The sequence below is a fragment of the Clostridium sp. CAG:43 genome (assembly GCF_000434655.1).
GTDB classification, from domain to species: domain Bacteria; phylum Bacillota; class Clostridia; order Lachnospirales; family Lachnospiraceae; genus Otoolea; species Otoolea fessa.
The window spans coordinates 1-14,275 of the sequence record NZ_FR895049.1 but is presented as its reverse complement, the minus strand read 5'-3'; the positions used below and the strand labels follow the sequence as shown (position 1 = coordinate 14,275).

9 protein-coding genes, 1 pseudogene and 1 riboswitch are annotated in these 14,275 nt (G+C 49.3%); of the genes and pseudogenes, 9 read left to right on the top strand and 1 reads right to left on the bottom strand.

The window, feature by feature from the left end:
* A pseudogene (locus tag QVO97_RS04100) lies at positions 1 to 219 on the bottom strand (AraC family transcriptional regulator); the annotation flags it as partial.
* 447 nt (positions 220 to 666) lie between these two features.
* Here QVO97_RS04100 and QVO97_RS04095 point away from each other — a divergent pair.
* The 9 genes from QVO97_RS04095 to QVO97_RS04055 all read left to right on the top strand — a co-directional run bounded on the left by QVO97_RS04095 (position 667) and on the right by QVO97_RS04055 (position 14,005).
* Positions 667 to 2,610: a glycoside hydrolase family 127 protein gene (locus QVO97_RS04095; protein ID WP_022359125.1), complete on the top strand. Its 1,944-nt coding sequence runs from the start codon at positions 667 to 669 to the stop codon at positions 2,608 to 2,610.
* Between the two features lie 105 nt (positions 2,611 to 2,715).
* Positions 2,716 to 3,651: an ABC transporter permease gene (locus tag QVO97_RS04090; RefSeq protein WP_022359124.1), complete on the top strand. Its 936-nt coding sequence runs from the start codon at positions 2,716 to 2,718 to the stop codon at positions 3,649 to 3,651.
* An 11-nt stretch (positions 3,652 to 3,662) separates the two neighbouring features.
* Positions 3,663 to 4,787, top strand: coding sequence for an oligopeptide ABC transporter permease (gene opp3C, locus QVO97_RS04085; protein ID WP_022359123.1), 1,125 nt, complete (start codon positions 3,663 to 3,665; stop codon positions 4,785 to 4,787).
* A gap of 11 nt (positions 4,788 to 4,798) precedes the next feature.
* Complete coding sequence (locus QVO97_RS04080) at positions 4,799 to 5,878, top strand: ABC transporter ATP-binding protein (protein ID WP_022359122.1); 1,080 nt, start codon at positions 4,799 to 4,801, stop codon at positions 5,876 to 5,878.
* On the top strand, positions 5,875 to 6,813 hold the full coding sequence (locus tag QVO97_RS04075) for an ABC transporter ATP-binding protein (protein ID WP_022359121.1): 939 nt from the start codon (positions 5,875 to 5,877) through the stop codon (positions 6,811 to 6,813). The genes QVO97_RS04080 and QVO97_RS04075 overlap by 4 nt, the downstream gene beginning before the upstream one ends.
* Positions 6,814 to 7,006: 193 nt before the next feature.
* Positions 7,007 to 8,695 (top strand): peptide ABC transporter substrate-binding protein, encoded by a 1,689-nt coding sequence (locus QVO97_RS04070; protein WP_022359120.1) that lies wholly within the window; start codon positions 7,007 to 7,009, stop codon positions 8,693 to 8,695.
* A gap of 257 nt (positions 8,696 to 8,952) precedes the next feature.
* Positions 8,953 to 9,660 carry an FCD domain-containing protein gene (locus tag QVO97_RS04065; RefSeq protein ID WP_022359119.1) on the top strand — a complete coding sequence of 236 codons (708 nt, stop codon included), beginning with the start codon at positions 8,953 to 8,955 and terminating at the stop codon, positions 9,658 to 9,660.
* Positions 9,661 to 10,244: 584 nt separating this feature from the next.
* Positions 10,245 to 10,364: riboswitch (molybdenum cofactor riboswitch) on the top strand.
* Positions 10,365 to 10,533: 169 nt separating this feature from the next.
* A complete protein-coding gene (locus tag QVO97_RS04060; protein WP_022359118.1) occupies positions 10,534 to 10,974 on the top strand; it encodes a DVU_1555 family C-GCAxxG-C-C protein in 441 nt (146 codons plus the stop codon).
* A gap of 109 nt (positions 10,975 to 11,083) precedes the next feature.
* Positions 11,084 to 14,005, top strand: coding sequence for a molybdopterin-dependent oxidoreductase (locus QVO97_RS04055; protein WP_022359117.1), 2,922 nt, complete (start codon positions 11,084 to 11,086; stop codon positions 14,003 to 14,005).
* The last annotated feature ends 270 nt before the right edge of the window (positions 14,006 to 14,275 follow it).

Genomic DNA, 14,275 nt, shown 5'->3' with positions numbered 1-14,275 from the left:
GCGGTGCGGGGTATCGGGGGTAATGATAAAAAACTGCCCGGCATTCAGTTCAATGCGGAACGGATCCTGTTCGAGATACAAAGTTCCGCTGTGAACATAGATAAGATCAAAGACATTTCGGATCGTCCGGCGCTCATGGATATCGCCGGGGCGGTAAACACATCCGCCTCCGACGATAAAATAAGGAAGGGGCGGACAGTTTAAATTAATAAAATTCATGATGTATGTACTCCCGTTTAAAAAAACAGCCACGTAACAGGAATCCTGTCTGAACCGCAGAGAAGCAAACGAAAAACAGGACAACTTTGTCAGGTTGTTAAACAAATTTAAAATATCAATTTTATTATATCAAATAGAGAGAAAAACAGCAAGAATCTGTTTAGAAAATCCCTTATATTTGAAGAAATAAAACACTCTACTTGGGAAAATAAGAGGGGATGAATGAAAAATAAAGAAAAATCAGAGAAAAAGAAAGAATGAAATCAGGCTGATTTTGTTCTATAAAAATACGCGTATTCTTTTCTATAATATGCAAAATGTGTTAGATCGCTTTTCCACTATTTGAATGGTATACTTATAAGAAAACATACAAAAAAAGAAGTCTTTTTCAGATTATTGATAGGCACTTACGGATAAGTGAATAATAAATCAGGAGGTTTTCTGTGAATGGTAAAAAAGGAGACAAGTTTCATTGATTTGAAACAGGTAAAGATAGACGACCCGTTCTTTTCGCGGGTACAGAATGTGGTAATTCACACGATGCTTCCGTATCAGGAACGGGTGCTTCACGATGAGGTGTCCGGAATCCGAAAGAGCCATGTGATTAAAAACTTCCGCATTGCAGCGGGAGATGAGAAAGGAACGTATTACGGGCGTGTATTTCAGGACAGCGACCTGGCGAAATGGCTGGAGGCGGTGGCGTACTCGCTGACCGTCGAGGCAAATCCAGAGCTGGAGGCGCGTGCCGATGCGATCATCGACCTGATCGGGCGGGCGCAGCAGCCGGACGGCTACCTGGATACCTATTTCATTGCGGCGGAGCCGGAACATAAGTGGCAGAACCTGACGGACTGCCATGAGATGTACTGTGCCGGACATATGACGGAGGCAGGCGTCGCGTACTATCAGGCGACGGGAAAGACGAAGCTTTTAGATATCTGCTGCAAGCTGTGCGATCATATCGATCGGCGGTTCGGACGGGAAGCAGGCAAAGTAACCGGCATTCCGGGACATGAGGAGATCGAGCTGGCGCTGATGCGGCTTTATCAGGCAACCGGGGAAGAGAGATACCGGAAGCTGGCGGCATATTTTATCGATGAGCGCGGACGGGATCCGGAGTTCTTCCATAAAGAAGCGGCGGCTAGAAGTTGGAGCCGCACCGATTACATGGACAAGCAGCCGCCGTCCTACATGCAGAACCACAAGCCGGTGCGTGAGCAGGATACGGTGGAAGGACACGCGGTCCGTTGTATGTATCTTCTGACGGCGGCGGCAAACCTGGCAGCGCAGAATCACGATGAGGCGCTGATGGCAGCCTGCCGGAAGATGTGGGACAACATGGTAGACCGGCGGATGTACATAACGGGTGGAATCGGTTCCACCTATTACGGCGAGGCATTTACCGTGGATTATGATTTGCCGAATGATACCGCTTACGCGGAAACGTGTGCGGCGGTGGGGGTCTGCTTCTTCGCGAAACAGATGCTGGAGGCGGATCCGGACGCGCGGTATGCAGATATTCTGGAGCGGGAGATTTACAACGGAACCATCAGCGGCATGCAGTTAGACGGAACGAAATTCTTTTATATCAATCAGCTTGAAGCCAATCCGGGCATGCCGACCAACGCATATGGCGAAGAAGAATACACACCGGAGCGGATCGGCTGGTATGACTGTGCATGCTGTCCTCCGAACCTGGCGCGTCTGATGACCTCACTTGGTTCCTATGTATGGTCTTCAAGTGAAGATACGATCTATTCCCACCTGTTTATCGGGGGAACGGCTTCCTTTGAAACAGCGGGCGGCGTGAAGATAGCGCTTACATCGAAATATCCGTGGAACGGCTCCGTTACCTACACGGTAGAACCGGAGCAGGCGGGAGCAGAATTTACTTTGGCAGTCCGTTATCCGGGCTGGTGCCATCAGATGCAGGTGAAGGTCAATGGCATACCGGTTTCCGGGGCAGTCAAGACAGACAAGGGCTACTGGATGATCCAGAGAAGCTGGCAGCCTGGTGATACGGTTTCCTGCGAGATGGAGATGGAGCCGGAGCGGGTCTATGCACACCCGATGGTGCGGGCGGATGCCGGATGCGTGGCACTCAGACGCGGACCAATCATCTACACCTTTGAGGGCGTGGACAACGGAGAGGATCTTCAGACACTGCGGATTCCGCGGGAGGCGAAGATTGAAGCGCTTCCGTATCAGGCGGATCTGCTGGAAGGTATCGTGGCGCTGCGCGTGACGGGCTGCCGGAAGAAAGCGGCGGTTAATCCGGCGCTTTATGCAGAAGATGCGGCACCGGAAGACATGGTAACCCTGCAGGCAATTCCGTACTATGCATGGTGCAACCGCGGCATGACGCATATGCGCGTGTGGATGCAGGAATAGAGAGATAAAACCGTTTGTCTTATTTTATACTTCGGAGTTGAAAGAATATCCGGGCTATAAGAGAAGGAGAGAGACGTATTATATAAGAAAGAAGGGAGTACGGACATGAAGAAATATATCGGAAAACGTATCATGATTTCTCTTGTCACGCTTCTGATCATCATCCTGGTACTTTTTATGCTGCTGCAGCTGATGCCGGGATCTCCGTTCAACGATGAAAAGCTGACCGCGGATCAGATTGCGATGATGTCGAAGAAATATGGACTGGACAAACCGTTGATCGTACAGTTTTTCACGTATGTGAAGAACCTGCTGCAAGGCGATTTTGGTGTATCGTATGTTATCTCCAAGGATACCTCCATCTCGGTTCTGTTAAAGAACCGTGTGCCGGTCAGCTTTGGAATCGGACTGGAGGCAGTTTCCTTCGGTGCGGTAGTCGGACTGATTTTAGGTATTCTGGCAGCGCTCAAGAAAAATAGCTGGCTTGATACCATCTGTACTGTGATTTCAGTTCTGGGCGTCAGCCTTCCGTCCTATGTTTTTGCATTGGTTATGGCATATTTCATCGGCTACAAGGCACAGTGGCTGCCGCTTCTGTTTGACGGCAAGAAGTTCTTCGCATCGTCGATCATGCCGATGCTGGCGCTGTCGATGTTTACGGTAGCGACGGTGGCTCGATTTACGAGAACCTCCCTTCTGGAGGTGCTGGACAGCGACTACATGCTGCTTGCGGAGAGCAAGGGAATCACGGGACGCCCGCTTCTGGTGCGCCATGCACTTCGAAACGCGCTGATCCCGATCATTACGGTACTGGCGCCGCTGGTTGTCGATCTGATGATTGGTTCCCTGGTTATCGAGAAGATCTTCTCGATTCCGGGCATCGGAAGTTTAATGATTGCAGCGATTCAGTCCAACGATTACAACGTGACGATTTCGCTGGCATTTATCTACAGTGTCATGTACATTGTCCTGATGCTGGTGGTTGACGTCCTGTACGGAATTATCGACCCGAGAATCCGTCTGGCGAAGAAATCGGATTGAGAGGTGATGGCATGAAAAAACGGAGTGACGAAAAGACAGATGAGAAAATGACAGGCGGGGATGCGGCTTCCGTTCGGGAGCATGTGTTATCACCCGAAGAATATTTAAGCCAGATCGAATTTCTGGACGATGATTTTGAATTCCAGCACAAAGACGGCTTTGAACATGTCGATACAAACTTTGCAAGCCAGAGCTACTGGAAAGAGGCAATTGCACGGTTTAAGAAAAATAAGGGCGCAATGTTCAGCTTTGTCTGTATTCTGTTTCTGATTGTGATGGCGCTTGTCGGACCTCACATGAACCAGTTTACCTACGATCAGCAGATTATTACCAACCAGAACATGGCGCCGAGAGTGCCGGGGCTGGAAAATATGGGTATCTTAGATGGTTCTGAGACGATCCGTACATCTACCGGAAGCAAAGAAATCAACTATTATGAAAGCAACAGTCTGACCGATACCTACTATTGGTTTGGTTCCGATTCGCTGGGACGCGACCTCTGGACCAGGACCTGGAGCGGAACGCGGATCAGCCTCTATGTAGCGGTTCTGGCGGTATTCATCGACCTTGCGTTTGGTCTGACGTATGGACTTGTATCCGGATATTTCGGCGGAAAAGTCGATATGATCATGCAGCGTATCGTCGAGATACTAAACAGTATTCCGTACCTGATCACGGTTACCCTGCTTTTGTTAGTCATGAAACCGGGGCTTATGTCCATCACGTTCGCCCTGATGTTTTCTGGGTGGCTGGGCATGAGCCGAATCGCCCGCGCGGAGGTCTTAAAGCTGAAAGAGCAGGAATATGTGCTTGCTTCCCGGACGCTGGGAGCAAAGAGTTTCCGCATTATTTTCAAAGAGATTTTACCAAATATTTTTGGTCCTCTGATTACACAGACGATGTTCTCGATCCCGCATGCGATCTTTACCGAGGCATTCTTAGCCTTTATTGGCCTGGGTGTGCCGGAGCCGATGGCTTCGCTGGGTTCCCTGATTTCGAGTGGATATCAGAACTTTACAAGCCATCCGTACATGATCGTGTTCCCGTTAATTGTCATGGGACTTCTGATGCTGTGCTTTAACATGCTGGCGGATGGTCTGCGTGATGCATTGGATCCGAAGATGAAGGATATGTAGGAGGAAATGGCATGGAGAAAAAAGAAGAAATTTTACGAGTGCGGAATCTGGACATTTCCTTCGAGACGACAGCCGGAGTGGTCAATGCCGTCCGGGGCGTCAACCTGACGGTAAACCGGGGCGAGACGGTTGCAATCGTTGGGGAATCCGGTTCCGGTAAATCGGTTTCTGCGAAGGCGATCATGGGAATCCTGGCAAAGAACGGAACGATCGACCGCGGACAGATCACATTTTCATATTATCGTAACCCGGAGGAACGGGTCACCAGAGAAATTCTGCAGATGAAAAAAGAGGAAATCCGCCGCCATATCAACGGAAAACGGATCGCGATGGTCTTCCAGGATCCGATGACCTCCTTAAACCCGCTGATGCCGGTTGGGAAACAGATCATGGAAGGCATGATCTGGCATTACCATACACCGAAGGAAGAGGCATATAAGAAGGCGTTGGAGCTGATGAAGCTGGTCGGCATCACCGACGCGGAGAAGCGAATCAAAAACTATCCGCACCAGCTCTCCGGTGGTATGCGCCAGAGAATCGTCATTGCGATCGCACTGGCGTGCGATCCGGAACTTTTAATCTGCGACGAGCCGACGACGGCGCTGGACGTTACGATTCAGTCGAAGATTCTGGAGCTGATTCAGGAGATTCAGAAAAAACGGCAGCTGTCGGTTATCTATATTACGCACGATCTGGGCGTCGTTGCGAAGGTTGCCGATTATGTCAACGTCATGTATGCAGGCAAGATCGTCGAGAGCGGCACGGTCGAGGATGTATTCTACGATCCGCGCCACCCGTACACATGGGGACTTCTCTCCGCGATGCCAGATCTGGGAACGGACGACGAACGTCTTTACACAATCCCGGGCAGCCCGCCAAACCTGCTTCACAAGGTAACGGGCGATGCGTTTGCACCGCGGAATAAATATGCGTTAAACATTGACAGTCGTCTGGAGCCGCCGATGTTCAAGATATCGGAGACACACAGCGCCGCGACATGGCTGCTGCATCCGAAGGCGCCGAAGGTCGATATGCCGCCGGAGCTTCGGGATCGAATTGAGAGAATGAAGAAAGAGGGGGGAATCGCATGAGTACAGTGACAGAGACAAACAAAAAGCCCCTTCTGGAAGTAAAAGGACTCAAGCAATACTTTCCGGTCAGCCGGAAATTTACCGTAAAAGCGGTTGAGGATGTTAGCTTTTATATCAATCCGGGCGAGACCTATGGTCTTGTGGGGGAATCTGGATCGGGAAAGACGACGATCGGGCGGGCACTGATCCGCCTCTACGATCCGACCGCAGGACAAATTACCTTTGACGGGATGGATATTTCCGGAAAAATGAGCCGCCAGACAGAGGCGAGACTCAGAAGTGATATGCAGATGATTTTCCAGGATCCGATGGCATGTTTAAATCCGCGCCAGAAAGTAGCGGATATCATTGCACAGGGGCTGGATATCCATCACCGGTACCATTCCCAGAAAGAGCGGACCGAGATGGTGGCAGACATCCTCCACAAGGTAGGTCTGGCGCCGGAACATGCAAACCGGTACCCGCATCAGTTTTCCGGTGGTCAGCGGCAGCGTGTCGGCATCGCCCGGGCGCTTGTCATGAACCCGAAGCTGATCATTGCCGATGAGTGTATCTCGGCGCTCGATATGTCCATTCAGGCGCAGGTTGTCAACCTGATGAAGGACATCCAGGACGAGACGGGGCTTGCATACCTCTTCATCGCCCACGACCTCTCGATGGTTAAATATATTTCCGACCGCATCGGCGTTCTTCATCTGGGCTACCTTCTGGAGACGGGCACGACGGAGGAGATCTTCTCCCATCCGGTACATCCGTACACCCGAAGCCTGATTTCGGCGATCCCGAACCCGAACCCGGTGGTAGAGCGCAGCCGGATTGCACTGCACTATGATTATAAGACGAGCGGTCTGGATTACGGCGCAGGTACGATGCATCAGATTGAGGGCACACATTTTGTGCGCGGAACCGATGCAGATTTGGAAAAATGGGTGTAGATTTAAAAGAAAGCCGATGCATTCCGGCACAAAATCAACCATAATAAATGTGATAAAATGACCTGTTTAGCGGGTGATTTTATAGATGAGCCGAACCAGCAGACAACTGAGGATAGACAGCCGGGACCAGGAAATGCGGCATGAAACGGGAATGGTTTGGTTTTATTAAAAAAACAAAAAAGGAGGAAGTATTATGAAGCTAAGAAAAGTAATGGCGTGGACGCTGGCTTCTGCCATGTTTGCTGGACTTTTGGCAGGCTGCGGCGGCTCAACCCAGACAACAGAGACAGCAGCGGCTGAATCTGGAAGCGAAGAGGGCGGCAGCTCGGCTGAGGGCGGCAAGGTGCTTCGCTATCAGGCAAGCACTCTGGTAGACTCCCTGGATCCGGCACTTTCCAACGACTACACATCCAGTGGTGTTATCTCCCAGTTTATGATGGGTCTGATGACCAAGGATGAGTCAGGTGCTCCGGTTTACGGCGTGGCGGAGAGTGAGGAGAAGTCCGAGGATGGTCTGACCCTGACCTTCAAGATCCGTGACGACGCAAAATGGTCCAACGGCGATCCGGTAACGGCAAACGATTTCGTTTACGCATGGAGACGAGTAGCCGATCCGGCAACTGCAAGTGATTACCAGTTCTTTATCACAACCGCCTGCATTGCAAATGCAGAAGAGGTAACAACAGGTGAAAAACCGGTTGAGGAACTGGGTGTAGAGGCAGCGGACGATAAGACATTAGTCGTAACTTTAAGCTCCCCGTGTGCTATCTTTGATTACCTGATGGCATCCGGCGCATGCTTCCTGCCTTTAAATCAGAAATTTGTAGAGAGCTGCGGCGGCAACTTTGCAACTTCCGCAGATACCCTGTTAGCAGATGGTCCGTTCAAGGTATCTTCCTATGAGCCGTCTGCCATGAAGGTAGAATTAGTAAAGAATGATCAGTTCTTCGGTGCATCCGATGTCAAACTGGACGGTGTTGAGTTTTCGATCATTACCGACAGCCAGACAGCAGCCCTTTCTTTTGAGAATGGCGATCTGGACGTTGTAACCTTAAGCGGTAACCTGGTAGAGCAGTATGAGGATGATCAGAGATTCTCCACCAGAAGTGACGGTTACAACTGGTATCTGACCCCGAACATGAAGAAAGAGGGGCTTGACAATGTAAATATCCGTAAGGCACTGGCAAAATCGTATGACAAAGAAGCGATTACAACCCGTGTTCTGAAGGATGGTTCCACACCGATGGATTACTTCGTACCGCAGGGTCTTGCAACCAACGAAAAGGGCGAAGATTTCCGTGAGGCAGCAGGCAGCGCATACGACAGCTGGACCTACGATGTAGAGGCAGCAAAAGAGTTGTGGAAGACAGGCCTTAGCGAGCTTGGCAAAGATTCCTTATCCTTCACTTTAATGTGCGAAGATACTGATTCTGCACAGGCTGTTGCACAGTTCTTACAGAGCGAGTGGCAGAACAACCTGCCGGGTCTGACTATCGAACTTCAGGTACTTCCGAAGAAAGCCCGTCTGGAATACATGCAGAAAGGTGAATATGATATCGGCCTTACCCGCTGGGGTCCGGACTACGCAGATCCGATGACCGATCTGGATATGTGGATAACCGGCAGCTCCACCAACTACTCCCAGTTCTCCGATGCAGACTACGATGCAACCATCCAGTCCGCAAAGAAGGGCGATCTGGCACTCGACCAGGATGCTCGTTGGGAAGCTTTAGTTGGCTGTGAGAAGACGCTGGCAGATCAGTGTGTTCTGTTCCCGATTTACGGACAGTCTGTAGCCGTTATGACCAATCCGGATGTAAGCGGTATCCAGTACTACTCCGTAGGACTTCCTTATCTGTTCATCAATGTAGATAAAAAGTAATAAATAAAAACAGATGGATCAAAATCTGAAATGATTTTAGATTCGAAGCGGACCGCAGAGTGAGAAAATGTACCCTGCGGTTCGCTTTTTTTGTTATTTTATGGCATTTTCGCTGTCAAACTGCAGCCTGCTTGTAACGGTTCACAGGTAGGAATTTTCTGAACTGAAAATTCCGTACGATACAGTAAGGGATGATTTACACGAATCGGAAATGATGATACAATCATAGAAATAGTACAGAGTATTGAGGTGGAAAAATGGCAGGGAAAAAACGAAACAGCAGCTTTGAAATACTGACAGCCATGCAGGACTTAAACACCCCGGCGGGAGCACTCCAGCTGGCGCAGATCCTGCATCTTCCGTCCGCCAGCATCGGGCGGGAGCTTCTGGAGCTGGAGAAAGCAAGGCTGCTTGTCAAGGTGCAGAACAAGGGGCGGATCCTGACGCCGCAGGGCGAACGCTTTCTGGAAGAAGAACGGTCACGCCGGGAGAAGATGAAGGCGGCGAATGAGCTTATCGAGGCGGCGTCGATGGAGACAGAAAGCGGGCTGGAGGATATTCTTTTGGTGCGGAAACTCCTGGAGGGATATGCGGCGGAGGCATGTGCAGAGCGGATTGAGCCGAAGGAACTTCAGAAATTAAAAGATCTGCAGGCAGACTATCTCTATGCAATCCGCCATGGAAGGGCGGGAAGCGAGGAAGATCTGGCGTTCCATCTGAAGATCGCGCATCTCTCAGGCAGCCCGTCTATCTTGCGGATGTTAAAGCTCATCCTGACCGACCAGGACGCTTATGCGCGCTTCAACCAGGCAGCAGTCCGCTCTGACGAAGTCCGGGAAAATGAACACGAAAGCCTTCTGGCAGCGATTGAAGCCGGAGACGGGGCACTGGCGCGCCGGGAGATGGAGCGGCATCTGGAGCATGTAGGGGAGAACCTGCAGGCGTATTTTGCGGGGAGAAAGTAGGATTTGTACGGATTATAAATAAGAAAAATTTATGCAAATCACATCTTCGATGCGGAAGCTGTATGTGCATGAATTCTGTTCTTAAATATGCTTGCGTTATCTGAAACAAAAAATAATGGTCTGCAGAATAAAATTTAAAACAGAAAAAGAAAATGAAAAAAAGATACTTAAAAATGTGAGGATTTATAGCGGATAAATAACAGATATTCATGTTTGATTATGAATCAAAAAGATATAAATTTCATATAAATGAAATTAAAGTGAACAAAATTCATGGTCAAACAAACGAAAATGAAAAATCACGAAAGTGTGTGGAGCGTTATTTTTTTAAAAAATACTCGATCAAATAGTGGGAAGGAAGAATACAAATCTTTAAATAATACAACATTTGAACGGAAGTTATGCTGAAATTCTGTAAGTAAACAGATATTACAAGGGTAAAATAGCATGTTGAAAATCCCGTATTGAGGTAAAATAAGGGGCGAACAAGTGTCCTGTCGATGTAAAAAATTTCAAAATTATGAAAAATGAGATTGACTTTCGATGAAAAGCAGAGTACCATAGAGGTATCAAAACCAAAATAGAAACAATCTGTTTTTCGAGCCGAAATTGCTAAGCGGGAAACCGTATGCAGTCAGGCCAATGGGTACATCTGGAAATGGAAGTGCCTTCCGCATTTGAAAAGAAAGAGAGATTCGCTTTACATCGATGGATACGGGAAGCTATCAGGCTTCTTGTATAGATAGGGTATATATGTGCTGGCAGATAGATATAGGTGCAGATGTATATACAAACTCGGATACGTTAGGCGGTACTGTCTTTTCAGAGGCGGTGCCGCTTTTCTTTTTGTGTTTCTAAGAACAGGAGGTGCGGATGGAGCCGGATATTAAAAAACTGAACCAGTTGCTTTTATCGGGAAGCTGCTGCAGTCAGGCACTTGTATTACTGGGACTTACCCTTAAGGGCGAGGAGAACCCGAGCCTTCTGAAGGCATCTGCATCACTTTGCCTGGGAGTCAGAAGCGGGCTGACCTGCGGAGCTCTGACCGGTGCGGCGATGATGATGGCGCTCTTTGAGCCGGAAGCGGCATACAGCGAGATGATACCGGAATTGGCAGACTGGTTTCAGGAAAACTATGGTGAAATCTATGGAGGAAGTGATTGCCGTTCGATTTTAGGAGATAACATGGCCAACAAGGCACTTCGGTGTCCCCAGGTGGTAGAGAATACCTACCGCAAGGCCAGAGAACTTCTGGAAGACTATGGCGTGGATCTGGCGGATCTGGCAGAGATGCTGGAAAACGCGGATGACTAAGGAATAGCATTAGGTACGATGCGGAAGGATAGTCGGAAGCATCGGGGGTCTATTTATCTCAGTCGAATCCGGTGGTTCGACTTGAATAAAAAAAGGAGGATAAAGCAGCATGAAATTAAGAAAAATGATGTTGAACATCAACGGTGTGGATCGTATGTTTATGTGCGATCCGGAAAATGATAAACTGTCAGATGTTCTGCGCCGGATCGGTCTGACCGGTGTTAAGGTTGGATGTGGAACTGGTGTCTGCGGTTCATGTTCCATCATTCTGAACGGACAGGTAATCCGTTCCTGTACCAAGAAAATCAGCCAGGTAGAAGAGTATTCCAAGATTACCACCATCGAGGGTATCGGTACTCCGCAGCATCTGCATCCGTTACAGGTTGCATGGATGAACTGCGGTGCTGTACAGTGTGGTTTCTGTGTACCGGGCTTCATCGTTTCCGCATATGCTCTGTTAGAGCAGAACCCGGATCCGACCCGTGAAGAGGTTCGTGACTGGTTCCAGAAGACAAGAAACGTATGCCGTTGTACCGGATACAAACAGATTGTAGATGCAGTTATGGCTGCAGCTAAGGTTATGCGTGGCGAGTGCAGCATCGAAGATATCAAGTTCCACAATCCGGAGGATGGCAACTACTACGGAAAACCGGTTGTTCGTCAGGATGCACTTGGTAAAGTTTGTGGTCTGACCGACTACGGCGATGATCAGGCTCTTAAGATGCCGCAGGGCGTTTTATATGCAGCTATCGTTCAGCCGAAGGTTACCCATCATGCAAAGATTCTGGCTATCCATACTGAGGAAGCTGAGAAGATGCCGGGCGTTGTTAAGGTTATCACAGCAAAAGATCTTATCGCAGCAGGCGGAACCAACATCATGGCTGAGGGTCAGTTCCATGAGAGAAGTACTGTTATGACACCATCCCGTAAAGTTCTTCAGGATGAGAAGATCTATCGTTACGGTGATGTTATCGCTATGGTAGTAGCTCATACACATCGTCAGGCTCGTGCAGCAGCCGCTAAGGTTACGATGGAATACGAGCAGCTGCCAGAGTATCTGACATATCTGGATGCAGTTATGCCGGATGCTATCCGTATCCATGAGGATACTCCGAACATCTTCTGCGAGCAGCCGGTATTAAAGGGAGCAGGTCTGGAAGATGCAGAAGAGGTAAGAGACTTAATCGACAAAGCACCGCATGTAGTAGAAGGAAGCTTCTCCTCATCCCGTGAGCCGCATCTTTCCATCGAGGGTTGTGTACTTCAGTCTTACTGGGGCGATGATGGCCTGCTGACCATTCAGTGTAAATCCCAGTGTGTATACTCCTCGATCGGACGTCTGGGTAACTGCCTTGGTGTACCGAAGGATAAATACCGTATTATCATGAACCCGACCGGCGCAAGCTTTGGATGGTCTACCAACGCAGGCGATATTGCACTGTGTGCAGCTTGTACCGTAGTTACCGGCGAGCCGGTATCCCTGTCCATGTCCTATGAAGAGCATCAGCACTTCAGCGGCAAACGCTGCCCGGCATACTCCAATGGCCGTCTGGCATGTGATAACGAAGGTAAGATCCTGGCTGCTGAGTTTGATATCGGTATGGACCACGGCGCTTACTCCTGGGGCGGTGACGACGTTATGACCAAACCGGCACGTTTCACCTTCTTCCCGTACAATGTACCGAACGTAGCAGGTCTGGTTCGTGTAGCCAACGTAAACCATGCATTTGGTACTGCTTACAGAAGCTACGGTTCTCCGCAGGCATATACACTCAGCGAGCCGCTGATGGATATGATGGCAGAAGAACTGGGCATGGATCCGTTCGAGTTCCGTTATAAGAATATCTGCCGTGAAGGCGATAAAAATATCAACAGCTATGTATATCCGCAGTATCCGATGGAGAAGATCATGGATACCATGCGTCCAATCTATGAGAAGGCAGTGGCTGATGCGAAAGCAGCTGACACACCGGAGAAGAGAAGAGGCGTTGGTATCGCATGGGGCGGCTTCAACGTTACTGAGGGCGGCGGCGACAGCGCTGAGGTTGCTCTTGAGCTTATGCCGGGCAACAAGATCCGCAAATATGACACATGGCATGCAATGGGCCAGGGTGCTACAACCGGTTCTCTGGTAGTAACACTGGAAGCTCTGAAAGAAATGCATCTGACACCAGAAGATATCCAGCTGATTCAGAATGATACCAAGACCTGTCCGGATACCGGTATGGCTGGTGCCAGCCGTTCCCTGTACATGGATGGTAATGCAACCATCATCGCAGCTAACAAGCTTCTGGCAGCTATGAGAAAAGAAGATGGTACACTTCGTACCTATGATGAGATGAAAGCAGAAGGCATCGAGACCAAGTATCTTGGCCGTTACGAGACCAACACAACTCCGGGTCTGTGCCGTCTGGATCCGAATACCGGTATCGGCGACCCGACTCCGGCATTCACATACTGCCTGAACCTGGCAGAGGTTGAGGTTGATACGAAGACCGGTAAGACTACCGTTCTGAAATTCACCTGTGTTGACTTCGTTGGACGTATCGGTAATATCGATGCTGTTAACGGTCAGGCATACAGCGGTATCATGCATGGTATCGGCTTCGCCCTGAAAGAGGACTACGCAGACGTTAAGAAACATGCGAACATGTTTGGCGCTGGTACTTCCTACATCAAGGATGTTCCGGATGATATCAACCTGATTCATATCGATGGCGCTATCTCTGATGGTCCGTTCGGTTCTTCAGGTGCTTCTGAGGCATTCCAGGCATCTGGCCACTGTGCAGTTCTGAATGGTATCTACAATGCCTGCGGCGTACGTATCCATGAGATCCCGGCACTTCCGGAGAAGGTAAAAGCTGGTCTGGATGCAATCGCAAAGGGCGAGAAACCGTACGAGCCGAAGAAATACTTCCTTGGTTCCGATATGTATGAGGAACTGGAGAACATCAAAGAGAATCCGGTACAGGTAGGAACCCAGAGCTTCTACGTATCCCTGGATGATCCGACGGCAGAGCGTCCGTTCTAATCCGATTCGGAAGAGGAATGCGTGGCTGCACATGAAGCGGGCAGCTGCGGCAAGGCGTATCGAGTGATTGTAAATAAGAATTAAATAAAAGCTGCTGCGAACCTGCAGAATCTATGTTTAGAGAGGTAGGTTTTGCAGCGGCTTTTTTATAATTATGGTATATAATAAAAAGTATTAAAAGTTGGCTCTTAGAATTTTTACTTATCGATGGAGGACGGGATAAATGATTCTGGGAGAGGATAAATGGTTACTGTTCACGGGTAGGCACTT